The organism is Eisenbergiella tayi (assembly GCF_001881565.1).
GTDB classification, from domain to species: domain Bacteria; phylum Bacillota; class Clostridia; order Lachnospirales; family Lachnospiraceae; genus Eisenbergiella; species Eisenbergiella tayi.
Genome location: NZ_MPDJ01000002.1, coordinates 86,956 through 112,020 on the forward strand (window position 1 = coordinate 86,956; position 25,065 = coordinate 112,020).

Consider the following 25,065-nt stretch of genomic DNA (forward strand, 5'->3'; position numbering starts at 1 on the left):
TCCTTTAACAGGCAATCCCCCATTACTCATTGTCATTTTGAGTCTCAGTCATTCCGGATACCACATGGTAATCCCGGAAACGGGAAGGGGTTACACCATAAAATTTTTTAAACGCCGTTGTAAAATAGGTACTGTTATTATAGCCAACCGCATCAGCAATCTGTGCAATATCCTTTTCCGGCTCAGCTAAAAGCAGATCTCTGGCTTTTTCCATACGGACCTTCAAAATGTAATCCAATGTCCGGGAACCGGTGAATTCCGTAAACAGCTTTCCAAAATAAGCAGCGCTGATCTTAAGCTTGTCCGCAAGCAAATTCACATTCAGGTTGCTGTCATCATAATTGTTCCGAATATAGTCCACAGCCTCCTCCATCATAGCCGCTGTGGAATGATTGCTGATTTTACTGATTTGGATGGCTGCCTCATCATACAGGGATTCCAGCCATAACAGCATCTCTTCCTTACCGGTAAGAGATGCAATACGTTCCTTCAGGGATAATCTTCCTTCCTCTCCCTGTTCTGCATGTCTGGCCACTTTTCCTGCTTTCAGAATCGACTCTGCCACAAGCTCCAGCCTGGCTGCAAACTGTCCATAAGGCATCTGTTCACATCCTGCGAGCAACTCCTCCACTGCCTCCATATATCCTGCTTTATCTCTGAGCTTCAGGCAGTTTATAATGGTTTCTGTTCCGACCTCCGGGATATTTTCTTCCTTGTCTTCAAAAATAACCGTTTCCTCACAGCCAAGCAGATGTCTGGTCTTTAAGCTGTCATTCATCCGCACAAAGCAACGGACGCATTCGCTCCCTCCATCCCGGAGACAATGGGATACTATGGCAAATGCTCTTACCTGAGACAGCCTTTGTACGGAATTTTTCGCTTTTTCCACTGCCTCCAATATGCGCTGTTCCTGCTGCTCCTCTTCGTGCTCCCTGGATACCATAAACAGCATCCTTCTAAGTCCCACTTCAAAATATGTGCAGTGTCCATACTGATCCAGAGCGGATGAGAACACGCCGCTCACCATATTCCTCAGCATATCGTATTCCTGCATGCTCAGGCCGTCCGCATGATCTTTGTTTTCCACAAAAACTACTATCATATAATAGGGATTGCTGCCGGAAATAATCCCCTTCTGCTGCATCAGAAGCTGGATCTCCTTTCTCTGGTTACCTAAAAGCAGGTTTTTTACTATGAAATCATTTTCCTTTTTTTCATTTAGGGTTTCAATATGAGTGGAAATCCCCTGGTAAAAGTGTTCCAGGAAGGCTACCTCGTCAGTCTCCGGCTCCATTTCTTCCGCGATCTGTGACTGCTTCAAATTACCGACCATGGTGGTAAAGGGTCGGAAAATCCGGCGGGAAACGAGCAGCATCATGACGATAATGGCGGCTGCCGCAGTGATTATCACAGCAAATACAATATAAAATACATAATTAATATTAACAATCTGCGTCACATAATCTGTTTGTGCTACAATATAAAACCCGTCCTGCCTTGTGGGAAAGGAAAGGTATTCCCATCGTTTTCCGTCTTCCTTCAGTTCAAACTGGTTCTCATCCGCCAGCACACGCTGCACCCACTCTTTGCCGGACCAGTCCTCACCCAGGTGCTCCAGATTGCTGTTAGCTACTACCATTCCTGCTTTGTCCAATATAATCATACGGAACTGCTCTTCCTTTTGGTTAGAAAACAGACTCTTATTCATCTGCCTCAAATCAATATTTATCACCGCCATCCCATAAAAATTACTGTCGTTCATAGCTGTTTCCGCCATGGGTATTGTAAGAAGCGGAATCATTTCCTGATTGGAACGACGGCTTTTTACATTCCATATAAATGCCTGGTTTCTTCCATTTTTTTCAGACATTTTTTCTATAAGGATACGATCCAGATTCTCCGGATAAGAAACACTGGAGCCTACATTTAATGCCATCTGCCTTTGATAATTGATAAAGCAGGCCGACTGGAGATAGGCATTGCTGTTAAGCATGCTCAGTGCTTTATTGATAAAAGATATGTGATTTACAAATTGCGTATCAGCCTCAAGACGCAGGCTGACGCCGTCGGGAGACGCATACCATTCCGTAATCATATTTTTGGCATCGGCAATACTACGGCTGAAAACAGCATCCGTATTTCCCATGGCAGCACGGGTTAGCTCATAATACCCCTTTACCATCTGTGAACGAAACCAGGCAAACAGAATAGCCGCCACAATGATCAATACTGTAAGTGATACGGAAAGCATTCCTAATAAAGTTTTTGAAAATAAGGATTTCGTCCTTTCCCGGAGCCATTTCATACTCGCTTCCCCCTGTAAATAATCTTTCTTTATTGTAACAGAATGCTTCCCGTCTGTAAAACACAGCCCCTCGGTTAATGCTTCAGACAGATATTCAATTCATAAGGCGCCTGCCCGCTGCGTACCTCCGCGGCAAATCTCACCGGTCTTCTCTTCTGTCCAATAACAATATCCATAGACAGTACTACTTTATCCCCGCAATTTTCAGGAAGAGGCAGTTCTACCAAAGCCATTCTGCCGCCAAGTGTACCTGGTTCTACAGACACAGAAGAAATTTCCCCCTCACTTTCAGCCTTAAAAATAACAATACCCGGGGGATTGGCAACACCATCATTTACCATTCCCAACACAAGACTCTGGCTTCCGTCCTCCTGCAGAACCTTCCAGCAGATAGATGGACGCAGACGATAACCAAGCCGGTTCTTAAATGCATCAAATAGCTGAGGTACCATATGGTCTGCATGAAGAGTATCGAGAGGATTGAATCCTACAATTCCATAGGCCGCCCCATAATCGCACATTCGATCAGGCATTTCCAGATAGCTGTAACGAAAAGCAGGATCTTCGTTATCCTCCATGGAAATACCCGGCATAACTGTTTCAAAAATCATAGCTGCATCCGGTCGTTTCATCAAACCATACTGCGCCTGATCCGCCTGGAACCAGTGATGATAGCTGTCTCTTCTGACCCAGCATCCTTCCTGAATGGCCTGTTGCGCAGCCCGGTATTCACTGAGAACCAGATTCAGTACCATTGGAGTGGCAGGAAATGCCTTCTGATGGCTATGAATCAGGTTTGCCACAATTTCCTCTGTTCTTTCTCTGGAATCCAGTTCCAAATCCACAACCGGCCCGTTCGGTTTCACATGGCATCCATGATGCCCCTCTCCCCATAAGCCAAACCCGGACACATCCACATATTCCAGTTCCGTTGTCTTATCATATTTCTCCCCCAGTAATACCAACATCTCTTCCCAGTATTTTAAATATTCCTCCGTATAGAGAGGAAGCTTTTTAGGTGATGGTCCATAAAAATCCCCGTCAAAATACGGATACATGGACAGTTTATCCACCAGGAAATCCGGTATAAGATGCTCAGCAGGATTGCTTGGAGAAGCCTGCATGATACGAAGCCCCCAACTGATTCCCGCTTTCTTTGCCGCCTCTACAGCCATCTCAAATTCAGGAATCAGATCCAGTCTCCCTCTCTCTTTCTGTACGTCGTTCCATCCTACACGAATATAAAGATTATCAATATACGGCAATGCGGTCACCTCTTCAAGCATCTTTGCCGAAAGAGTAAAAGGCTTTTTCCTGTCATTGGCAGCTCTCTCCTGCGGTGTATATCCAGTAGTCATGTGATCACTTATCGCCATGGAGATAATTCCCATTCCCGGATTATGTATATGCCCTTTATACGGCATAAAGTAGGCTACCTGTTCTGATTTCCGTCCTGAAAATGGATTATTAAAAGCATTATCCTCAAATCCACCCATCTTTTTTCCTTTTCCTTCCTCAGAATAATCAAGTATAAAAGGCGCCCGCAGTATACGGACGCCCTTTCGATTATCCTAAAAGCCTTTTACTGGTTCTGCTGTGCATAGAATTCAGAGAACTGTTTCTGATACTCCGCAACATAGGTATCCAGCCCTGCCGCTTTTAATTCTGCAAGTACACTGTCGATATTCTCATCATAATCAAGGAAGCCCCAAAGCATGGGTTTCAGCTTTTCATCATAAACAGAGGTAAGCATTGCCACTTCCGTAGCTACGGGTTTGGTATCAAAAGAGAACCCGGTCAGCTTGGAAAATACGGCATCATCATCAAAGTGTTCATATTCCTCAATAGTTTCCTGCGGAATAGAAGAATCATATACATTATAAGGGATTGCTTCCATAAACCAACTGTCAATAAAGGAATCTGACACCAGCTTTGTGATGGAACCATCTTCATTCACTTCGTAATCCTTGCCTTCCACACCATATACACAGAAGTTAAAGTGATCCTGATCTTTATACATCCAATTAAACAAATCCAGCCAGCGGGATACATTTTCCTGATCGGCTGCAGAGATTGCAATTCCCCAGTCATAATCCTTATTCTTTATTTTAAGCTGATCTCCCACCTTTACCATTGTTTCATATGCATCCGGATCTGCTGTTTTTAAGCTGCTGGAGATCAGGGAACCGGGCATGCCATTTCTTGCAAAGCAGTTTGCTGCATTCCAATCGGCATCACTCTGGGAAGGATTTGTAATCAGATCCTTATCAATATATCCAAGCTCCACCCATTTGCTGGTAATCTCACAATGTTTCTTAAAGGCTTCCGATTCATAATAACTGTAGACAGTGTCTCCCTCTTCTTCCTCATTTACATATACGAAATCATTCGCTTCATTTACTGACCTGGTTCCATCCCCGCAATATGCCCAAAGGGCATAAGGAAGGAAATCAATATTCATTACACTGCGCATATCCGGATATTTTTCCTTGCATGCAGCCATAGCCTCTTCCAGTTTTTCCAGTGTATTTACATCCTCCGGGCTATATCCCAGTTCATCCAGAATATCTCCCCTCATATCAAAATACTGCATGGAACCGGCATAAGGTTTATTACCGAAGGGCACCGCATAAATCTTGTCATTATATTTGGTACACTCAAATCCATTGTTCTCTCCGCGGGTAGCAATCAGATCCGGCAGATGGGTTTCCAGAAGGGACTCGTCTATTTCAGCCAGGTAACCTTTTGTGTGCCAGTCATAATTAGATACGATGTACTCTACTGCAAATCTTTCTCCGCTTGCCAGCATGGTGGATACATTTGTATCGGAACCCCATGGCAAAAATTCAACGCTCAGATCAATATTCAAATCCTCAAGAACAGCATCATGGAACTCATTTTTAAAGAACTCCTCACGACGGGAGGACATATCCCCGTAAAAAATCAGCCGCAGATCCACCAGATCCTGATCTGAAACAGTTCCTCCTGCCTGTGTACCTTCAGACGCAGAGCTTTCCGCCACTCCCTGTTCCGCTGCAGAATTTTCTGCTGCAGAATTTTCTGCATTTGCAGCCGGCGCTGTTTCCCCTGCTTCCTTAGCCCCGCAGCCAGCCAGCACGGAAGCAGTCATAACCAACCCCATTGCCAGTGCCAATAATTTCTTTCTCATTGTTACCTCTCTTTCTACGGTTTCAAAAACCGCTCCTCTTGTTTACTATATCCAATTGATGCACATTCATCAACTATGATATCACTCCGGCCAACTTACCTGATATATCAGTTTATCCGGCTGCTGTTAACCTTTCACTGCTCCTACCGTAATTCCTTTCACAAAATATTTTTGTGCAAAAGGATAAAATACCAGTACCGGAAGCACAGTAAATACAGTCATTGCCATTCTTGCCGTATTCGATGGTAAAACAATATGTTCTTTAGCCGACTGCAAAGAAGAATTCGTAAGCAGTGCAGAAATATTTGCCATCATATTATAAAGAAGCTTCTGCAGCGTATACAGATCCGTTTTGGTAATCAGATACAGCGACAGATAAAAATCATTCCAATACTGGAGCGCCATAAATAGTATTACGCTCACCAGTCCCACCTTTGCCAAAGGAAGTGACACGGAAAAGAAAACTCTCGCATCCGTTGCCCCGTCAATCCTGGCCGCCTCCACCAGTTCTTCCGGAACCGCCTTAAAGTTACTTTTCAGTACAAACATATAAAACACATTCATCCCATACGGAAGAATCAACGCCCATATATTATTCTGAAGTCCGTAATATTTCGTACAAAGTATGTACCAGGGAAGCAGACCTCCACTGAAAATCATCGTAAACCAGGCAAAAAAGGACAATACATTGGCAAACCGGAAGTTTTCTTTCTTCTGCGCCGTAGCGTAAGCAAATAATGTCATAACTGCTACCGAATAAATGGTACCTCCAATCACGGTTAAAAATGATATGCCATATGCCCGGAACAGCATCGCTCCTTTGTTTTCAATAATAAACTTATAGGTTTCCAGTGTAGGCTTCCTTGGTAACAGAGAAAAGCCGGAACTGACTATTGCTGTTTCATCAGATATAGAAGCCACGAAGGCTATCCACAGAGGCAGAAAGCAGCTTACCGCCATAATTCCCACAATCACATAGCACAGGATGCTTTCTTTGGTTTTGCGGGATTGAATTTCCTGTTGTTTCTTCACTTTTAAGCTCTCCTCTCTCATCAGAACAATGCATAATCAGGGTCGAATTTTTTCACCAGCAGATTGGATCCAAGCACAAGGAAGAACCCGAATATAGACTGATAAAGCGTTATCGCGGACGCCGATTCAAATTGTCCGTTTACGATGGCTGACCGGTAAACAAACGTGGCAATGGTATCCGTCTTTTCCAGCAGCAGCGGGTTCAGGCTTGTCATACCCATAATCTGATCCACACCGCCCGCCAGGATTCCTCCGATATTCAGCAAAAACATGATAATTATTGTAGGCTTAAGAAGCGGCAGTGTTATCCGCCAGATTCTCTGCCACCGCCCGGCCCCGTCAATTTCTGCGGCCTCATACAGACTTTGGTCAAATCCGGTTAATGCACAGAAATAAATAATGGAACCATATCCCGCATTCTTCCATATGGTTGTAATTATCATAATCGGCCACCAGTAATCCGCATTGGAATACCACTCCACCGGTGTTCCTCCCAAAGAGGTAATCGCCGAATTGATAATTCCCGTGTTCTCATCAAAAAGCGCCAGAGCCACCATACCAACCACAATCCAGGAGATAAAATAGGGAAACAGCATCACTGACTGTGTGACCTTCCGATATCTCCTGCCGTTAATTTCATTAAGAAGAACCGCAAGCCCTACATTTACCACCACTCCCAAGCCAATACTGAATCCGTTGATAACCAACGTGTTCCTGGTGGCCCGGATAGCATTATTCAGATTCATAAAGAAAAATTTGAAATTCTGCAGCCCAACAAATTCGCTTCCGAACAACCCGCCCTGAAAGGTATAACGTTCAAATACCACATACAGACCAGCCATCGGCAGATAGCAGAACAGAATCAGACAGATCACACCGGGTATGGCAATCAGATAGAAAAACCACTTCTTTCTGATTTCCTGCATCAGGGTAAGCCTTTTGCCGGCAGCCGGAACTGCTTTCTTATTATTTTGTTTCGATTTCACTTCCATGGCCTCCTTCGTTTTTCTGAGGCCACCATATCATTTGTATTTGTAGTCTTCAACCAAAAAATATTTAAAAAGCTTAAAAAATGCAGCATTTTTACTTCATTTCAAAAATTTTAAGCCCTATTTTTTTGAATTATTCCAAACAAATGTTGAATCTCTATCAATTTTAAGGCAATTCATATGCACAGGCTCACATATTGCCATCAGCTGAGCGGACAAAAAAATCCCCTGTTTTTAGTATTTCCACTAAAAACAAGGAACCATTTTCTTTAAAAATCCGTTAGGAGCCAGATATTCCGGTCAAATCATTTTCAATTTTTCGAATCACCTTCGCTGGTACACCTCCAACAACACAATCGTCCGGAATATCCCTTGTGATAACAGCACCCGCGGCAACTACCACATTATTTCCGATGGTAACGCCGGGTAAAATGGTAACATTACCGCCAATCCACACATCGTTCCCAATACAGACAGGCTTTGCACTTCCCAGATGCCTGCGGCGGCCAAGCGGTGAAAGCGGATGGTTTACGGTAGTAATTAACGTGCCGGGGCCAATCATGACATAATCTCCAATCCAAACCGGCGCTATATCCAAAATGGTTACATTATAATTTGCCAGAAAATTTTTACCCACATGGATGTTGCTGCCATTATCGCAGTTGAAAACCGGCAGAACCGTGGTATTCTCTCCGGCAGAGCCAAAAAGGGCCCGGATAGCCGCTGTTCGTTCTTCTTCATGCTCCATCGGAATTGCATTTAATTTCCGGCACCATTCCAAGGCATGAAGCTTTCTGCCATCTACCTCCGCATCCCAAAAATCATACTCCAGTCCGGCATCTAATTTTTCAAGTTCTGTCATTCCATTTTCTCCTTATTGCTATCAAGCGATTTTTGTATCAAAAATACGGTAATCAGAAAAAGCACACAAGAAACCTGAATAATCGGCTCTGCCAAGCAGAATACGTTCTGTCTTCCCCGTGCCCCAAGTCTGGCTGGTAAAGGTTGATTATACAGTTGCCATATCGTTTGTGTTTGTGTATCTTTTATTAATATTACTCCTCTCGACAGGCTTATCCAATTATCTTCAACAGTTGTCCTTTATCCGCATCCGGAAGCAGGTTACTTAAATAAGCCAAAATTCGTTCTTTGGATTCTTTTGGTGAACGGAAATATGCCGATTGAACCATTTCCCTTCCCAGCAGATATTCAGGTGTTGCATAGCGGGCAACACCCCAACCGCCTGGCGCTTACCACTGCCGCAATGAAACAACACAGGCCGTCCAATAGCTTTTGTGCCTATTTCTGCTCTTGATTGGCAATCCATTCGTTATATTCATCAAATTGGGGCGTACCATCAATATACGAAATTTCCGGTATGTCCGGGCGCAGTTCTAATACTCTGTCATAAGCACCCGGTACAATCATCCCACGACGGCAGTGCATCATAACCGGTTTGCCAGCCGGAATCTCCATATATAACGCGTCCTCTGTTTCACTGTCCAATTCTTCAATTGGAATATTGATCGCGCCTTCAAAATGGTTTTCATCGTACCATCTTGTGGCCGCCACATCAACAATCACCAGATCTTTTGTTTCTTTCATATATTCTAATGCTGCTTCCGGTAACATAGCTCCCATTGCATTTTGGCTTTCCGAACTCATGGCTGGCTCCTCCTGTGATGGCTGGGCTTCAGTGGACAGAGTACTGTTTTCAGAAATGGTTTCCTGTGAGGTGCTTTGCTGGGAGTTGATGGACGCTGCTTCACTGCAGGCTGTTACTGCCGTCACCAAAATAATCAATAATAATGCGGATGCCATTTTTCTTACCATGCTTTCATCTCCTGTTCTGTTCGTTTTTCTTTCGGGCATTCCGCAAGAATCTGGTTAATAATCAACACGGTATCTTTCACCTTCATCCCACACTGAAATGCTTTTGGGCATTCTCCATGCAAAACCTCCCGGCAGGTGATGCCGCCATATTCCTTTTGAAAAATTTCTGCTGCCCGGCATACTTTTTCATAAACCTTTTTTCGCTTTTCTCCATTCCCGGGCGTTCCTTCGCTGGAATAAAAGCTGATGATGGCAGTGGCTGCGGCGAGAGCGCCGCAGACCTCCTGCATCCCGCCAAAGCCGCCGCCAAAACCTTCCATAATCCGGCAGGCTGTTGTTTCGTCAATTCCCATATCCCTGGCGTAAGCGCAGAACACAGCCTGGGAGCAGGTAAAACCTTTCCCATATGCCTGTCCTGCCAGTTTTAATTTATCGTCCAAGTGAATCCCTCCTTACCGGTAGGATTTTTCGTAGATTTCCAGATAGTCATTGTCCGATAAAGGCAGCGGATCCGCGGTAATGTCGCCTCCAAGCACCTCGTGAATCTTCTGTGGATACAGCCTTAATTCCTCTCTTGTGATTCCGGCGTCGCTCATTTTCAGATCGGCACATCCCACAGCGGCAATCAGTTCATCCAATGCTTGAATGAAGTCTTTTCCGGAAGCAGGGTTCTCTACTCCCATTGCCTTCGCCATCTTTATCATTGGCTCTTCAGCAGCCTTTTTTTCGGCAAAAAAGTCATAGTAGGCATGGGCTGTCATAATAAGACCGGCGCCATGTACCAGATCTTCATGGAAACTTCCCATGACATGCTCAATGGTGTGGGCAGAAGTGCAAAGCATATAGTAAGCGGCCAGGGAATTCGCCAGCGCCATATTCTCGCGGGCTTCCTTGCTGCTCCCGTCCTTATATGCAGCAGGCAGATATTTCGCGACCAGCTCAATCGCCTTAAGTGCAAACATCTCCCCCATGGGATGCTCGTTTTTATTGATGACGCTTTCAGAAGCATGGAAGAACGTATCCATCCCCTGATAAGCAGTAAGTGCCGGGGGTACGCTCATCATCAGGTCTGCATCCACCACAGAGAGTGTGGGGAACATGGAAGGGAAGAAAATTCCGGTTTTCTCCTTCAGTTCGTCATCCGAGATAACGGCCGCGATATCTACCTCGCTGCCGGTACCGGCGGATGTGGTGATGCAGACGATTGGCAGGGCGTCAAATTCCGCATTCTTTTTCCCGCCTGCTTTACTCAGGCTGTAATCCCAAATATCGCCAGGGTTTGCAGCCATCAGCGCAATACACTTGCTGCAGTCCATGACAGAGCCGCCGCCAAGGGCCACAACGAAATCACAGCCGTTGTCCCTGACCGCCTTTGCGCCGTCCATGACATTCTTCCGGGTAGGGTTCGGGCGGATTTCATCGAACAGGATGTGTTCCACCCCAGCCAGTTCCATCTCCCTTTGCACACAGGACAGATAACCATATTTCTTAGTGGACTGACCATTGGAGGTGACAATCAGGGCTTTTTTGCCCGGAAGGCTTTCCTCATGCAGATGGCTCAGCTGACCTGCCCCAAAGAGTACGCGTGTCGGCATGTTAAAAATAAAATTGTTCATAAATTATTCCTCCTATTTGATTCTGCATGTATTTTGTTTCTGAACTTAATTATATTGCGTCTTATTTTAGAATACAGCGCTAAATCTTATGTTTGTATGTGGTAAATGATAATATTATTCTGCCGCCTTTTCCTTAGTCAAAAAGTTTCACTATGGCAGAAGTCAGGCTTTTGATATCCAGAAAAGTCGTGTTTATACATAAATCATAATTAGACGTTTCTCCCCATGTCCGCCATCTCTCTTATTATTTTACCCAGTTCCAGAAATGTAGTCTGATTCGTCTCCATTGCCTGATAAAGCTGAGAAGAAAAGGTTCTGCCCAGTTCCCTGCCTTCGCTGCCAAACTTCCTTATGGTAAGGATTTTATTCATCTGTTCCTTCCTGTCGATTGATTAAAAATAGTAACGATTCAGAGTATCTATCTTGTAAGATTTTTCAGCCACCCATATTTCCGGTAATGGAGGATGGCCGCCGGCAGCTTCACAATCTCATCCAGGTTGATAATCAGGAATACAATGACTACCGGCAGGTTCCAGACAAAGGCCGCTAAGAAACCGGCCGGAACTGCAAAGGCCCACATGGTAACCGCATCACAGATCAGGCCAAACTTAGAGTCCCCGCCCGCGGGAAATATCCCGGCTATGGTTGTCATGTTAATGGACTTTCCGACCATATAACAGGCGCACAGAATCAGCATCCATTTAAGATATCCTGTTGCCTGCGGACTTAATGTGGTGACCTTTACAATGACGGGTGTGAGCGCTACCAAAAACACGCCGGACAAGACGCCGCTTATGACAGCGAGCTTGCAGAGATGGCCTCCGTATTCTTTTGCCTGCTTTAAATTTCCCATGCCTAACTCGTTACCCACGATAATACCGCCGCCGTTTCCAAGCCCGGTACAAAAACTTACTATCAGATTTTTGACAATATTGGCAATAGAGTTGGCTGCTACAGCATCGCTGCCTAAGTGGCCCATGATCACGGAATATGTCGTGAAGCCGCAGCCCCATACCAGATAGTCGCCAAGCATCGGCATTGTATATTTCCAATAATCCCGCGCCAGATTTTTTTCTGTTGTAAAGCAATATTTTATGCGCAGTCTGGCTCTTTTTTCCCGCAGGGACTCAAGATAGGCCCATCCCATCTCTATCAATTTTGAAATGGACGTTGCCAGAGCCGCTCCCGCAATCCCCATTTCAGGAAAAAACAGCAGCCCGTAAATCAAAGCAGCATTTAAGAAAATATTGATCACTACAGCAGTGGAGCCAATTACCATACTTTTAACGGCACAACCTGTATTTTTCAAAATGCACAGATAAATCTGGGAAATGCCAGTAAACAGATAAGATGCTGCAACAACACGAAGATACACAATTCCACTGGATATCAGCTGCGGCTCGTTTGTGAATATCCGCATCAGGGTTTCCGGGATAAAGAGCGTCGCCAGAAAGAAAATGGCGGATATCAGGAAAGATACTTTTATGACATAGGCAAAGATTTTTTCAATGGAGATCATATCCCCCTTCCCGTAATACTGTGCTGCAAGAATACTTGTCCCCATCGTCAGTCCGCCCATAAAAAGGTTGAATACGAAGGTAATCTGTCCGGCCAGGGATACTGCGGACAGAGAATCCTGATTCACAAATCCCAGCATAAGTGCATCTGATGCACTGACTGCCGCCAGCATGAATTGCTGAAAGGCGATAGGCAGTACGAGTGAAAACAATTTTTTGTAAAAGGCAGCGTTTCTATCATTATGTATTTTGGGTTTCATTCAATAACCTCCTGATTTATAATTACGCAAAAATCAGTATAGGCGGATTCTACTGAGAAATCAGCGCTAAAACTTAACGTAAGCTGTGGCAATTTGTAATATTCTATGATAGCATAGAATCATTACGAGAGGAGGCGATTGCTTGGTTACACAAATACTGTTATCGTCAATCGAAGCTCTGCAGGAACAGTTCTCCGGTCTTGACTGGACCTATCATGACTTTCCCGTCGGCAGTCAGAATGAAAAAATGTATTGCTGGCCAGGCCCGGAACAGGAAAATATTTTAATCTGCGTCCATAAAAGTGACGGAGTGCAGGAATTGTTTCACCGTCATGATTTCTTTTACTTTAATTATACTTACAAGGGGGAATATGATTCTCTCAGCTACAAATATGATAATCAGATTACGATCCGGGAAGGGGAATTATATGCAGGCCAGCCTTTTGCCGGACATGCCTTATGTGTGCATGATAATCAGGAAACCATCATCATTGGCGTGCTGATCCGGCGTGAAACCTTTTTCCGCTCCTTCCTTCCCCTGCTGTCGGCGGATTCCGGGTTGTTCCATTTTTTTCTCGATCCTTCCACAAACTGCTTCTCTGAGGAATACCTTCATTTCAAAATCGAGGACGACTGCAACATCCGCACACTGCTGGAAATGATGGTAATCGAATATGCTCATAAAGGTGAAGATACACAGGATATATTAAAGCCCCTGGCTCTGGCGTTCCTGATGCAGGTGGCCCGCCAGTATACCTTTGCAAACCAAAGGCCCCCTGCGGACAATTTATCAGACCGGATTGTCCGATACATAAGCGAACATTCCGATAAGGTAACATTAAAGGATATTGCGGCACGGTTTTCTTACCACCCCAACTACATCTCCACTCTGCTGCACCGGGAACTGGGCAAATCCTTTTCTGAAATCCTGCTTTCCCAGCGAATGGAGCGTGCTGTCATTCTTTTGAAAGGCACAGATCTTGCAATCAATGAGATTGCTTTGATGCTGGGATACAGCAACAGCAGTAATTTTTACAGGGCATTCCGGGAGTATTACGGTGTTTCTCCGCGGGAATATATCCATTAATGCCTGTCCCATGTGGATGATTTTCCGTCTGAGTCCTTCCTCCGGCTGACTGTCAGAGGAATAAGGCAGCGGCACAATATACAAGCAGAAGGGCCATAATCAGATTAACCATTTTTGTATGCTTCGAAAGAATCCGGCAAAAAGCAGCTCCAAATAAAGCCCAGACAAAAGAGCCGGACGCGCCAATCAATGTCAAAACAACGGTAAATGCGATCGTTGAACCGATTGAATGATAAACAGGCAAAATATAAAGTGTCATTGCCGTAATCGCATAGATATAGATTTTAGGATTGGCAAACTGCAAAATCATACCGGCGAGAAAGCCGGCCTCTTTCCCTCCTCCAGGCTTCAAGTCAGCTGCACTTTTCCAGACTTTCCATGCAAGGTACAGCATATAGGCAGCGCCCAATATCTTCATGATTATTTCTATTCTTGGAAGAAACGAATAAAGCGCTGAGCTGAAAGCCGTACAGACAGACATAACCACTGCAAATCCGGCCAGTATACCCAGATTAAAACGAACACTCCGCCGAAAACCGAGCCGTATTGCGTTACTCATGGAAAGCAGATTATTCGCTCCCGGTGTATAGGCGGTAACAAAACAATAAATTAAAAAATCATATAAATGAAACATACCTGACCCCTTTCTGCTAAAACCATCGCCGATAACCGCTTATGAAAACCGCAGGTACCATCGACGGCAGCAAATCCTTTTTGAAAGCATATATAGCTCTCTTCCTCTTTACAGTATCATTTTCAAATAGTATAATAGTACAAAATGAATATTATATTGCACTCGTGCAATATAATAATATAACTTGTGCATTATAATGTCAATAGAGGAGGTGCTGCTTTTTGGATCTGATGAATGTAATTGTTGCTAAAAATATTAAAAGACTGCGTGAAGAAAATAAATTGAGCATGGACGAGCTTGCAAAGCTGAGCGGTGTCAGTAAGAGTATGCTTGCACAGATTGAACGGGGCGACGGAAACCCGACTATATCAACGCTGTGGAAAATTTCAAATGGAATGAAAGTACCGTTTGATGCTTTGACCGTCCGTCCTAAAAATCCCTATGAAATTGTCAGAACAGCAGAACTCCAACCGCTGCTTGAAGATGGAGGAAAGGTAAAAAACTATTCCCTTTTTCCGGACGATGAGAATCGTAGATTTGCAGTGTATTATCTGGAATTAGACAAAGACAGTTATTGGGAATCGGAACCGCACTTAAAAGGAACCGTCGAATTTATTACAATTTTTGCGGGTAAAATTGAAATTTACGCCGACGGGCAAAGCTTTGTTGTTGAAAAGGGGGAAAGTATCCGGTTTAAGGCCGATGTAATCCATTCCTATAAAAATATAGGGCAGGAATCTGCAATCCTGCATATGATTCTTTTCAACCCCTAGAATGTATGAGTATTATAAAAGCAAATGGTTCCGCAGGAGTCCCCCGGAACCATTTTCATCGCAATTATGTTATTATTCCATCCCATTCCGCCATCAGTTCTTCCAGCCGTTCCTGACGATGTTTCTTTTTGCAGCATCTTTTCTCAATACTGCTCATAACCACAGGGATTATAATTTACGGTTCCATCCTCATTTAACGGTAAATAAAAGTGCATATTATGCTTAATTTCTCCTTATAACCAGAAAGAAAAAGTATGGCTTTCGCCATACCCTTCTTTCGTTATCCTTTACTATTTAACCTTCAATAACCATCCTGATAATTATCCAGTAATATACGCAGAATATACTATATTAATTTATACATCACATAGAATTTTTTTCAGTTCTTTAACCTTCTTTTCAATCTCATGCGCAGTCTCAATAAATACTTCATCCGATTTTCCTGTTGGATCTTCCAATCCCCAGTCTTCACGATACCTGCATGGAAGAGATGGGCACTGTACATTGCATCCCATCGTCACTGCTACATCCACGGGAGGGATATCCGAAATTACTTTGGAATACTGTGTCTGCTCCATATCGACTCCATAAAGCTGCTTCATAATCCTTACTGCATCCTGATTTATTAACGGACTTGTTTCCGTACCAGCTGAATAACTCTCAAACACATCCGATGCAAACTTTTTTCCTAATGCCTCCGCCATCTGACTGCGACAAGAATTATGAACACAGATAAAAGCCACCTTATATTTACTCATACTCCCTATCCTCTTGCTTTCAGTAATAAATTCACAACCTCCTCCTTCTTCAATACCTTCCCATAAGATACCACCTTGCCATTCACAACCAGAGCAGGAGTCGTCATAACTCCATAAGCTGCAATCTGTGTAAAATCCGTTACATGTTCAATATCCATATCCATCCCTAACTCTTCAAGTGCTTCCTGCGCTGCCTTCTCAAGTTCATTACACTTTGCACATCCGGAGCCCAATATCTTCACTCCACTGCTCGCTTTTTTCACTTTTTCTGCCTCTGCCATAGTATCTGCATTACAGTCTCCACCACAACAGGTTCCTGTTTCTTTGGCTTCCTGTTTTAACTTACCAAACAATCCCATAATCTTTCCTCCTTGCGTTAAATAAGTAAAAAATGAAAAATATTAAACAGATACCCTACCACAATAATTCCGATTGTACATATAGCAATAAATAAAACCAGCAGCTTCGGTTTCACTGCTTTCCGTAACATAATTATAGATGGAAGAGATAACGTAGTGACTGCCATCATAAATGCCAGGATAGTGCCAAGCTGTGCTCCCTTATAAAGCAGCGCCTCAGCAACTGGAATCGTCCCAAAAATATCCGCGTACATGGGAATACCAAGCAAAGTTGCAATAATTACCCCAAATGGATTATTGCTTCCCAGCACAGCCTCAACCCAACTTTCAGGAATCCAATTATGAATCAATGCACCAATTCCTACCCCCACCAGTATATAGGGAAATACTTTCTTAAAAGTGGATACTACCTGTTCTTTTGCATAAATCCATCGTTCCTTTTGAGACAGCGCGGGAGAATCAATATCCACAGCACTTGCATTCAAGATAAATTCCTCCACATATGGCTCCATGTGCAGCTTTTCGATTAAAGTACCGCCAATTACTGCAATCACAAGACCAACAATTACATAAGCCACCGCAATCTTAGTTCCAAAAATACTTATCAGCAAAACAAGGCTCCCTAAATCAACCATTGGCGAAGATATCAAGAAAGAAAAAGTCACTCCAAGCGGCAGACCTGCACTGGTAAATCCGATAAATAAGGGAATAGACGAACAGGAACAAAATGGTGTCACCGTTCCCAAAAGGGCCGCAATAATATTCGCCCAAATACCATGAAAACGCCCCATAATTTTTTTACTTCGTTCCGGTGGAAAATAACTCTGTATATAAGATATCATTAAAATCAGGAAACATAAAAGTATTGTAATTTTAATGACATCATAAATAAAAAACTGTATACTTCCCCCCAAACGTGAACCAACATTCATTCCCAAAGAGGAAAGCACATTTCCAATCAGCAGATTCAGCCATCGCATACCAAGCACTTCATCCTGAATAAAAGTCCAAATCATTATGCCTCCTCCTCTTTACCTTTACAGCAGGAAAAACCTTCAATAAACTTTTTAAATGCTGAAAAGGTCTCACAGTGCAGAGAATAGTATGACCATTTTCCCTCCTTCCTTGTTTCCACCAGTCCGCATTCGCAAAGAATTTTCATATGATGAGAAAGCGTGGGCTGGGTAATTTCAAATTTTTCCAACAGCTTACAACCGCACTTTTCCCCATCTGAAAGCATCTGAACTATCTGCAGACGATTAGCATCTCCAAGCGCCCTGCAAATCAGTGCCACATCCATTGTATTCATATTATTCACCTCACATTGATATTCGTCTATGCGTTATTATACGCAACACATAGATGATTGTCAATATGTTTTCAACGCTAATTGCTTCGTATCACAAAATACAGAAAGGAATTTTGTATAGATTCCTAATACTATTGTGAAATGCAAACGGTTCCATGGGAATCCCCTGGAACCGCAAGCATTGCAATTATGTTATTATTTCATCCCATTCCGCCATCAGTTCTTCCAGCCGTTCGTTTGCCGCTCGAAGCAGTTCTTCCAGAGCCATCAACTTTTCATAATCTGCCTGCACCGCAGGATCCTCCAACTGTACCTGATATGCAGCTATCTGCTCTTCGTTCTCCTCAATCAGCATTTCCAGACGTTCCTGGCGACGTTTCTTTTTAGCCGCTTCTTTTCCAGGATTATAGCCCTTTTGGCTGCTCTGATCCACTTCTGGCTTCTCATTATATGCTGACTGTTCTTCCTGTCCTGTTTTCTTCCGCAGAATATCGGGGGCATTTCCCGGACGCTGTATTTTTCTGTCCTCCGGTAACGGCTGTTCCGGCTGCTCCGCCTGCACCTTCTCCCAATACTGCTCATAACCATAGGGATAATAATTTACAGTACCTTCCTCAAATACCAGCAGGGAATCCGCAATTTCCTTAACAAAATACCTGTCGTGGGATACAAAAAGTACACTTCCGGGATATTCCTTAAGCATGGCCTCCAGAGATTCCTTGCCTACGATGTCCATATGGTTGGTCGGCTCATCAAGAATCAGGTAGTTAGGCAGCCGGCGGAAGATTTTAGCCAGCGCCAGCCGCACCTTTTCCCCGCCTGACAGCATATTGATCTGCTTAAACACTTCCTCCTGCCCGAACAAAAATGCTCCCAGCCAGGAACGGACATCCAGGCGCTTCAGATCCGGAAATTCCTCCCAGAAATCATCGAGAACTGTTTTATCACTGGTATACTGCGCCATCTGCTGTTCAAAATATCCCCAATCCACTCTGTCCCCAAAGGCAAAACTGCCGCCCAGAGGCTCCAGCTGACCGGTAAGCGTACGAAGCAGAGTTGACTTTCCGGCGCCATTGTCGCCGATTATACCTATTTTATGCCCCTTTTTCTGTTCAAATGTCACTGTCGCCAGAGGTTTCTCATAGCCTATTGCAAGCTGGGATACCCGAAGTACATCCGTAACACTTTCTCTTGCCGGCTTAAAATCTGCATGGAAGGTTTTCAAATCATATCTGACGGGCGCATCGACCTTAACCATGTGTTCGATCTGTTTGAGCTTTGACCGGGTCATTGCCACCTTGGTAGGTTTGTTTTTAAACCGCTCCACCAGTGTCTGCAGCCGTTCGATTTCTTTTTGCTGCAGTTCATAATCTTTTCTCTGCTTCTCCCAGTTCAGCCGCTTGCGTTCCATAAATGCGGAATAATTTCCGGGATACCGCACCGCCGTTTTATATTCTATTTCATAAACCACATCCACTACACGATCCAGAAACATCCTGTCATGGGATACGATGACTACGGCTCTGTCATAATCCTTCAAATACCCTTCCAGCCAGTTAATAGTCGCCATATCCAGATGATTGGTAGGCTCATCCAGAAGAAGGATATCCGGCTTACTCAAAAGCATTCTGGCAAAGGCTATTTTCGTCTGCTGTCCTCCGGAGAACTCGGAAAGCTTCTTCTTTTTATCCTCCGGGGCAAAGCCCAGCTTCTTCAGAACAATTTCATATTCTTTTTCAAAGGTATAGCCGCCCAGGTAAGCAAACTGTTCTTCCAGCCTCACATAGCGGGAAATCACCGATTCTCCGTCTTCCCCATCCATGACAGCCACCAGGCGTTCCATCTCTTCCTTCATCTGAAGGATATCTGAAAAGGCTTTTCTCACTTCCTCTTCCATGGTCAGCGAATCATCTTCAAATGCATTCTGTTTTAAATATCCGATTACCGGCTTTCCTGCTTTGGCGATATAGATATCCTCATCGCTATCCCTTTTGGACAGTTCCACCTCTCCCGCAATAAGCTTCAATAAAGTGGTTTTCCCGCATCCGTTCCGTCCCACTACCGCAATTTTCTCAGTCTTGCGGATTTCAAAATTTATATGCTCCAGCACTGTTTCCGCCGCGAATTTTACTGCTCCGTTGCAAATCTGATATAACATGATAAATGTCCTCTCTTTTCCCCTTATCCCGGATTTTCCATAAAAAAACACTGTTTGTTTCCAAACAGTGCAAAAAACCGGTACACATGCACAGCATCCGCCATGCATTCATATGGAAGTGTATTCTTCCCCCTGCATGATGGCCTGTACCAAACGCTGTTCCCTGCTGCCTGTCTGTAAATACAACAAAAATAAATCCGTATTGTATGCGGATTCTTTCCGCATCCTACGAATCTCCTTGACAAAAAAGCCGCCGCTTTAATAGCAATGCAGTTCTTTGTCAGTCTTTCAGTTGTGGTTTACTACCAGCAGCGCTTCATGGGTTTCCTCCGGACAATCATCTTTTTTTAACAGGCGGTAAACCTACCGCCGTATTAATTTTTACTATAGCATGGGAAGGAAGCAGCGTCAACGGGATTTTTAGCTTTTTACAGACTGTCAAAGTCTCCCAAAGGAAATACTTCACACACTTTTTCCCACCTTCCTGAACCACGGCAGATTATCAAACGGTGCACAAACTGTAATTCCATACCCTGTTCTGGAATTTCATATTTCATATGTCTAAGTTCGATTCTCTACTTTTCACAGTATTTGCGGAAAGATCCGCAAGTGCAGGTCTACCACTTGAAGTACCTTTTCTTTCTTGATATCCTCGCTATTTTATATTGTATAATAAAAGAGCTACACATAATCTGTGCAGCCCTTATGAACATACAGCTATAATCCCAATAATTGCTTCTTTTTTACTCGAAATTCTTCTTCTGTTATTATACCATCATCCAAAAGTTCTTTAAATTTTCTTAGTTCATCTGCATTAGAACTTTGTACCATAGTGTTATTTGGTTTTTGGCCCTCTTGAACCATATCACATGCAATTTTAAAATATGACATACAGTTTTGTGCTAATGTATACGCAACATTGTAAGCATTTGAATTTGTTGCCAAACTGCTATTTATAAATGTTATATAACATACTTTTCTATATGTATCTTTTAATGTAAGCTTAATTGATAAATTTGTGCATACATCAATTTCTACTCGCTTACTTCCAGCAGCGCCTGCAACTGCACCTGCTGCTCCAAATAATAAACCTCCTACAACAGCACCTCCCATAGAACCTTTTGAAACAGTAGCACCATTTTGTAACAACTCATAATCCACTATATTTTCATATTGAAAAAGGTCCGCTGTATCCCCGTTTCCAACTATAAATTCTTTCGCATTATCATCAAATTGTACCAATATTCCCACTCTATTCGTTGGTGTAAAATTATCAATGCGGGCCATATTTTTTTCCCTATATGGAACAAGCATCATATCTTCGCTTGTTAATGGCTTCTTCCCATCTATCATTCGTATCAGATTTTCCGAACTTATATTTTGAGCCGCTACTATTGCAGTTCCAGAAAATGTATTTATTCCCGCTTTTTCTGCGCAAGCTGTACAAATAGCATTACCATCATTTAAATTAATCTTTCCATTCAAAAAGCCCAAATTTCTTTTACAATAAATACAAGTTTTTCCCACGACAATTCATCCTCCCATTAATCTATAATTATATTTATTATAGCTTACTGGCAATCAACTTTCCACAATTATCTCAGTATATGATAAATTTAAATACCTCAAATAGTAAATATTATAGTTACTTCAATCTGTCTATATAATTTCTCGTCGTACAAACTCCTTTTACCTCCGATTTCAGAGACAAAGAAATAACCTCCGAACCATCATCCATTTTACTGCCGCAGCCCCCAACCAAGAAGATTAATAAAAATCCCAAACTATAACAACTCAATGCAATTAATCTCTTTTTAACCATAATACTTTCAGCTCCTGTCTGCATTTTTTTACTGATATTCATTATAGTAAGCAAATTTCATTTTTTGTTATTTGGGGCCTGAAAAGACCAATTATGTCCCCAAAATCAAATTGCTGCAGAAAAAATAAATCAGCCATCATGCTGTCACTCTGTTACCATGTCACTTTATCCCCATTGTCTCCTACGAATTTCCGTGCTATAATTAATAAATTTTTAAACTAGTAAACCAAACACCAAGCAGGAGGAATTCAATTATTATGAAACGTATTATGCTGCAGACATACGTCAGCGATGCCACAGCGGCAATCGAGCTGTACAAAAGGGCTTTTGGTGCAGAAGTGCTGGAAATCCACCATACACCGGAGGGGAAGGTCTTTCACTCTGAATTGAGCATAGACGGCTATATTTTAGCTGTTGCAGACAGAGAAGACGAAGATGGGACAGGCGATGTTACAGGCAATATCATGCAGTTCTGCCTGCATTTTGAACCTGGCAAAGAAGATTTAGTAACAAAAGCATATGAAGCATTATCCGATAAAGGAAGTGTCCGCATTCCCTTAGGGGCAAGCGTTTTCAGTTCCTGCATGACGGATCTCACCGACTGTTACGGTGTTCGGTGGTGTATCTTCACAGCATAGCCCGATCCGTTTTCCGGGCATAAAATTACCGGCCGGTATCCCCTGTCACAATAACAGCAGATACCGGCCGGCGGCCTTTTCTTTATTCAATTATTTTCTTTCCTTATCAATACCGTCTGGCCACCTTTTACCGGGAATCCCCGTTATCCAGCAATTCCCGAAGCAGCCGGTAAAGATAGTTGACATCCAGCGGCTTTGGGATAAACTCATTCATGCCCGCCGCCATTGCCTCGTCCACATCCTCTGTGAAGGTATTCGCAGTCATAGCCACAATGGGAATATCGGCCGCATCCGGGCGATCCAATGACCGGATGGCACGAGCCGCATCCAATCCATTCATCTCGGGCATCTGGATATCCATGAGGATCACCCGGAATTCGCCTGGCCTGCTTTCGGAGAACATCTTTACCGCCTGCCTGCCATTTACGCTGCGGCTTACCTTTGCCCCCTGAATCTCCAAAAGCTGTGCCGCGATATCGGCATTAAGATCGTTATCCTCCGCCATAAGAATAGGAATACCCTCCAGCAGCTTGTCTCCGGGCTGCACATTCTGTCCGCAGGCAAAGATTTCCGCCGAATTTTTCAGGGGAAGAGTTACGGTAAAGAAGAATTCACTTCCTTCTCTAGGCTGGCTGCTGACCTTCAGTTCTCCCCCCATTTTCCGGACAATACTTCTGCTGATAGCAAGTCCCAGCCCCGTGCCCTGGCTTTTTGAGTAACTGGTACCCACCTGCTCAAAGCTCTCGAAAATACGCTTCTGGTCCTCCGGGGTGATGCCTGTCCCGGTATCAATCACCCGGAAGGTAAAGGACGCCTCTTCCTCTGTTCCGCCCTCCTCCGTTACCCGCAGGTAAACGTTCCCCCCTGCCGGGGTAAATTTGAAGGCGTTGGAAAGCAGGTTGATAAGCACCTGCCGCAAACGAATGCCGTCACCGACAAGACCGCTGTGGACCAGATTCTTTTCCAGTGTGAAAATCAGGCCCTTTCTCTGCGCCTCAGACTCCATCATCATCCGGATCCCATCCAGGATACTTTCCAGTGAAAAGGGTTCTTTTGCGAGAGAAAGCTTTCCGCTGTCGATACGGCTCATATCCAGTATGTCGTTAATCAGATCCAGCATGTAATGGGATGCCGTGCGGAGCTTTGAGAGATTTTCCTGCACCTCCGGCGGCACTCCCTCCATCATGCCGGTAAGGTCTGTGAGTCCTATTACGGCATTCATGGGCGTACGCAGCTCATGGCTCATACGGGAAAGGAATTCTCCCTTGGCACGGCTCTCCGCCTCAGCCTTCTCCAGATTGCTCTTCATGAGGGCCGCCCGCATCCGCGCCCGATAGATCCCAAACAAAAACACCGACAGTACCGACAGGAACAGTGTCAGCACAACGACAAAGGCCACGGGATAGGCGTAGATGAGTTCCATCAGTGAGAGCTCGTTCGTCCCGATAGAAATCAGGTTCCGATCCAGAATCGTGGAACGCTCTTTTGAGGAAAGGCTGTTTATGGCCTTGTTGAGAATGGTCAGCAGGTCAGGATCCGAAGGCCTTTCCAGCGCAAAGGAGAGGTCGCTGCGATCATTGACCAGGGTAACGGGCACCAGATTAGAGAAATGATAGCGCTGAATATCCAGCTCAAAGCGGCTGGCCAGACCATAAATAAAGTCTGCCTCGCCTTTGTTTACCGCCCGGAGCGCTTCCGTGACAGTAGGATATTTCCTCACTTCAGCCGCTTCAATCCCGACAGGCAGATCCTGTCCATTGACGACGGCGCAGACCAGTCCTTCGTCCGGATAGGAGGATGTCTTATTACGGACTACGATATTATTCATATTCACATAGGGCGAGGTGAGCGTAAGTCCCTGGCGGACAGATTCTTCCTCAGTTCCCATATAAAAGCAGAGCAGATCCGCCTTCCCCTGCCGGACCATATTCAGCGCGTCGCCGTAGGTATCGGTGTAAACATACGTAAAGGTAAGCCCTGTAAACTCTGCGATTTTCTCAAGGGTATCAGGCACGATCCCTTTATGCAGGTTGTCTGTTGCATTGAGACAGAACAGGGGATGATAGTTTTCAGGTACCGCCACGGTGACCGCAGCCCGGTTCCGGACATAATCCTTCTCTGTCTCACTGAGCTGAATATCTATTGCTCCCTCATTACTGAAATTCGCTTCATACTGCTTTGCACCGAAGTTCGGATTGGAATCCGCAATCTTCTCCATAGCCATATTCAATCCATCCAGAATCTCCTGGTTACCCACATGGGTCACTATATAATAGGGCTGCGAATCAAAGGATGCGATGATACGGAAATTCATGGGATCCTCAAACCCGTTTCCAAGGAGCAGGTCTACCTCTCCGTTTTCCAGGTAGGGGTAGAGCTTCCCGTCTTCCGTGAGCTGCTCATAACTGTAGGTACGGATCTCACAGTCCAAATCGTGCATGGACAGGTATTCCTTAAGCCTGCGGATGTTCTCCTGTGCCCGCTCATAAACGCCGATGGTTTTGCCGTTCAGGCTCCGCAGATCATAGCTGTTGATACTGCTGTCATCTTTTCGGGCCATGAGCACTGATTTACTGTACCCGATGTTATAATCCGGATAGGCAAAAAGCTCCTCAAAGCCCGGGGAATAGTAGTTTCCCCCCATCAGGTCATACTTGCCCTCCAGAAACTCCTTAACCATAGAGTCACCATCTGTGTCTATATACTCATATTCCCAGCCGGTATATTTGGCAATCTCATTCAGGTAGTCCACCACCAGCCCCTGACGGCGGCCGTCCGATGTTGTTTCTGTCATTCCAGTCACCTG

At 44.2% G+C, this 25,065-nt stretch carries 22 protein-coding genes and 1 pseudogene; 3 read left to right on the plus strand and 20 right to left on the minus strand.

Translation table 11 applies throughout. The features are described from left to right. Nucleotides 1-22: 22 nt before the first annotated feature. The 12 genes and pseudogenes from BLA28_RS09015 to BLA28_RS09060 form a co-directional block, all read right to left on the minus strand. On the minus strand, nt 23-2,305 hold the full coding sequence (locus BLA28_RS09015) for an AraC family transcriptional regulator (protein WP_071699053.1): 2,283 nt from the start codon (nt 2,303-2,305) through the stop codon (nt 23-25). Nucleotides 2,306-2,379: 74 nt separating this feature from the next. After that, complete coding sequence (locus BLA28_RS09020) at nt 2,380-3,801, minus strand: hypothetical protein (protein WP_071699054.1); 1,422 nt, start codon at nt 3,799-3,801, stop codon at nt 2,380-2,382. Nucleotides 3,802-3,887: 86 nt separating this feature from the next. Next, on the minus strand, nt 3,888-5,474 hold the full coding sequence (locus BLA28_RS09025; RefSeq protein WP_071699055.1) for an ABC transporter substrate-binding protein: 1,587 nt from the start codon (nt 5,472-5,474) through the stop codon (nt 3,888-3,890). Nucleotides 5,475-5,600: 126 nt separating this feature from the next. Next, complete coding sequence (locus BLA28_RS09030) at nt 5,601-6,506, minus strand: carbohydrate ABC transporter permease (RefSeq protein WP_169897220.1); 906 nt, start codon at nt 6,504-6,506, stop codon at nt 5,601-5,603. A gap of 20 nt (nt 6,507-6,526) precedes the next feature. Then, nucleotides 6,527-7,492 (minus strand): ABC transporter permease, encoded by a 966-nt coding sequence (locus BLA28_RS09035; RefSeq protein ID WP_169897221.1) that lies wholly within the window; start codon nt 7,490-7,492, stop codon nt 6,527-6,529. Nucleotides 7,493-7,775: 283 nt separating this feature from the next. After that, nucleotides 7,776-8,357: a sugar O-acetyltransferase gene (locus BLA28_RS09040; RefSeq protein ID WP_071699056.1), complete on the minus strand. Its 582-nt coding sequence runs from the start codon at nt 8,355-8,357 to the stop codon at nt 7,776-7,778. Between the two features lie 211 nt (nt 8,358-8,568). Next, nucleotides 8,569-8,727: pseudogene (locus tag BLA28_RS34870) on the minus strand (AlkZ-related protein); the annotation flags it as partial. A 67-nt stretch (nt 8,728-8,794) separates the two neighbouring features. Continuing rightward, nucleotides 8,795-9,328 (minus strand): rhodanese-like domain-containing protein, encoded by a 534-nt coding sequence (locus BLA28_RS09045; RefSeq protein ID WP_242955431.1) that lies wholly within the window; start codon nt 9,326-9,328, stop codon nt 8,795-8,797. Further along, the gene (locus BLA28_RS09050; protein WP_069423406.1) at nt 9,322-9,768 is read right to left on the minus strand and encodes a C-GCAxxG-C-C family protein; all 447 of its coding nucleotides are present in this window, start codon (nt 9,766-9,768) and stop codon (nt 9,322-9,324) included. Before BLA28_RS09050 ends, BLA28_RS09045 begins: the two co-directional genes overlap by 7 nt. Before the next feature lie 12 nt (nt 9,769-9,780). Beyond that, on the minus strand, nt 9,781-10,944 hold the full coding sequence (locus BLA28_RS09055) for an iron-containing alcohol dehydrogenase (protein ID WP_071699058.1): 1,164 nt from the start codon (nt 10,942-10,944) through the stop codon (nt 9,781-9,783). A 209-nt stretch (nt 10,945-11,153) separates the two neighbouring features. Continuing rightward, a complete protein-coding gene (locus BLA28_RS33690; protein WP_169897222.1) occupies nt 11,154-11,315 on the minus strand; it encodes a hypothetical protein in 162 nt (53 codons plus the stop codon). A 47-nt stretch (nt 11,316-11,362) separates the two neighbouring features. Further along, entirely contained in the window at nt 11,363-12,721 is a 1,359-nt protein-coding gene (locus BLA28_RS09060) for an MATE family efflux transporter (RefSeq protein ID WP_071699059.1), read from the minus strand. 142 nt (nt 12,722-12,863) lie between these two features. Here BLA28_RS09060 and BLA28_RS09065 point away from each other — a divergent pair, with 142 nt between their 5' ends. Then, nucleotides 12,864-13,808: a helix-turn-helix transcriptional regulator gene (locus BLA28_RS09065; RefSeq protein ID WP_143131490.1), complete on the plus strand. Its 945-nt coding sequence runs from the start codon at nt 12,864-12,866 to the stop codon at nt 13,806-13,808. A gap of 52 nt (nt 13,809-13,860) precedes the next feature. On the opposite strand, the gene BLA28_RS09070 is transcribed toward BLA28_RS09065, so the two are convergent. Continuing rightward, nucleotides 13,861-14,442 (minus strand): LysE family transporter, encoded by a 582-nt coding sequence (locus BLA28_RS09070; RefSeq protein WP_071699061.1) that lies wholly within the window; start codon nt 14,440-14,442, stop codon nt 13,861-13,863. A 221-nt stretch (nt 14,443-14,663) separates the two neighbouring features. On the opposite strand from BLA28_RS09070, the gene BLA28_RS09075 reads away from it, so the two are divergent. Further along, the gene (locus BLA28_RS09075) at nt 14,664-15,215 is read left to right on the plus strand and encodes a helix-turn-helix domain-containing protein (protein ID WP_071699062.1); all 552 of its coding nucleotides are present in this window, start codon (nt 14,664-14,666) and stop codon (nt 15,213-15,215) included. 356 nt (nt 15,216-15,571) lie between these two features. Here the strand turns inward: BLA28_RS09075 and BLA28_RS09080 are convergent, their stop codons facing one another. From BLA28_RS09080 to BLA28_RS34115, 6 genes are all read right to left on the minus strand, one after another. Beyond that, nucleotides 15,572-15,973 carry an arsenate reductase ArsC gene (locus BLA28_RS09080; protein ID WP_071699063.1) on the minus strand — a complete coding sequence of 134 codons (402 nt, stop codon included), beginning with the start codon at nt 15,971-15,973 and terminating at the stop codon, nt 15,572-15,574. Between the two features lie 5 nt (nt 15,974-15,978). Next, nucleotides 15,979-16,332, minus strand: coding sequence for a thioredoxin family protein (locus BLA28_RS09085; protein WP_071699064.1), 354 nt, complete (start codon nt 16,330-16,332; stop codon nt 15,979-15,981). A 17-nt stretch (nt 16,333-16,349) separates the two neighbouring features. Then, nucleotides 16,350-17,348 carry a permease gene (locus BLA28_RS09090; protein ID WP_071699065.1) on the minus strand — a complete coding sequence of 333 codons (999 nt, stop codon included), beginning with the start codon at nt 17,346-17,348 and terminating at the stop codon, nt 16,350-16,352. Next, entirely contained in the window at nt 17,348-17,641 is a 294-nt protein-coding gene (locus BLA28_RS09095) for an ArsR/SmtB family transcription factor (RefSeq protein ID WP_071699066.1), read from the minus strand. The genes BLA28_RS09090 and BLA28_RS09095 overlap by 1 nt, the downstream gene beginning before the upstream one ends. Before the next feature lie 187 nt (nt 17,642-17,828). Beyond that, nucleotides 17,829-19,799, minus strand: coding sequence for an ABC-F family ATP-binding cassette domain-containing protein (locus BLA28_RS09100; protein WP_071699067.1), 1,971 nt, complete (start codon nt 19,797-19,799; stop codon nt 17,829-17,831). Between the two features lie 717 nt (nt 19,800-20,516). Next, nucleotides 20,517-21,326: an SHOCT domain-containing protein gene (locus BLA28_RS34115; RefSeq protein WP_069156923.1), complete on the minus strand. Its 810-nt coding sequence runs from the start codon at nt 21,324-21,326 to the stop codon at nt 20,517-20,519. Nucleotides 21,327-21,878: 552 nt separating this feature from the next. On the opposite strand from BLA28_RS34115, the gene BLA28_RS09110 reads away from it, so the two are divergent. Next, nucleotides 21,879-22,259 (plus strand): VOC family protein, encoded by a 381-nt coding sequence (locus BLA28_RS09110; RefSeq protein ID WP_069156922.1) that lies wholly within the window; start codon nt 21,879-21,881, stop codon nt 22,257-22,259. 127 nt (nt 22,260-22,386) lie between these two features. Here the strand turns inward: BLA28_RS09110 and BLA28_RS09115 are convergent, their stop codons facing one another. After that, nucleotides 22,387-25,053: an ATP-binding protein gene (locus BLA28_RS09115; RefSeq protein ID WP_242955433.1), complete on the minus strand. Its 2,667-nt coding sequence runs from the start codon at nt 25,051-25,053 to the stop codon at nt 22,387-22,389. Between the last annotated feature and the right edge of the window lie 12 nt (nt 25,054-25,065).

Coding starts and splice junctions, on each gene's coding strand:
- BLA28_RS09015 (WP_071699053.1), bottom strand. CDS start 2,305: ATGAAATGGCTCCGGGAAAGGACGAAATCCTTATTTTCAAAAACTTTA.
- BLA28_RS09020 (WP_071699054.1), bottom strand. CDS start 3,801: ATGGGTGGATTTGAGGATAATGCTTTTAATAATCCATTTTCAGGACGG.
- BLA28_RS09025 (WP_071699055.1), bottom strand. CDS start 5,474: ATGAGAAAGAAATTATTGGCACTGGCAATGGGGTTGGTTATGACTGCT.
- BLA28_RS09040 (WP_071699056.1), bottom strand. CDS start 8,357: ATGACAGAACTTGAAAAATTAGATGCCGGACTGGAGTATGATTTTTGG.
- BLA28_RS09045 (WP_242955431.1), bottom strand. CDS start 9,328: ATGGTAAGAAAAATGGCATCCGCATTATTATTGATTATTTTGGTGACG.
- BLA28_RS09055 (WP_071699058.1), bottom strand. CDS start 10,944: ATGAACAATTTTATTTTTAACATGCCGACACGCGTACTCTTTGGGGCA.
- BLA28_RS33690 (WP_169897222.1), bottom strand. CDS start 11,315: ATGAATAAAATCCTTACCATAAGGAAGTTTGGCAGCGAAGGCAGGGAA.
- BLA28_RS09060 (WP_071699059.1), bottom strand. CDS start 12,721: ATGAAACCCAAAATACATAATGATAGAAACGCTGCCTTTTACAAAAAA.
- BLA28_RS09070 (WP_071699061.1), bottom strand. CDS start 14,442: ATGTTTCATTTATATGATTTTTTAATTTATTGTTTTGTTACCGCCTAT.
- BLA28_RS09080 (WP_071699063.1), bottom strand. CDS start 15,973: ATGAGTAAATATAAGGTGGCTTTTATCTGTGTTCATAATTCTTGTCGC.
- BLA28_RS09085 (WP_071699064.1), bottom strand. CDS start 16,332: ATGGGATTGTTTGGTAAGTTAAAACAGGAAGCCAAAGAAACAGGAACC.
- BLA28_RS09090 (WP_071699065.1), bottom strand. CDS start 17,348: ATGATTTGGACTTTTATTCAGGATGAAGTGCTTGGTATGCGATGGCTG.
- BLA28_RS09095 (WP_071699066.1), bottom strand. CDS start 17,641: ATGAATACAATGGATGTGGCACTGATTTGCAGGGCGCTTGGAGATGCT.
- BLA28_RS09100 (WP_071699067.1), bottom strand. CDS start 19,799: ATGTTATATCAGATTTGCAACGGAGCAGTAAAATTCGCGGCGGAAACA.
- BLA28_RS09110 (WP_069156922.1), top strand. CDS start 21,879: ATGAAACGTATTATGCTGCAGACATACGTCAGCGATGCCACAGCGGCA.
- BLA28_RS09115 (WP_242955433.1), bottom strand. CDS start 25,053: ATGACAGAAACAACATCGGACGGCCGCCGTCAGGGGCTGGTGGTGGAC.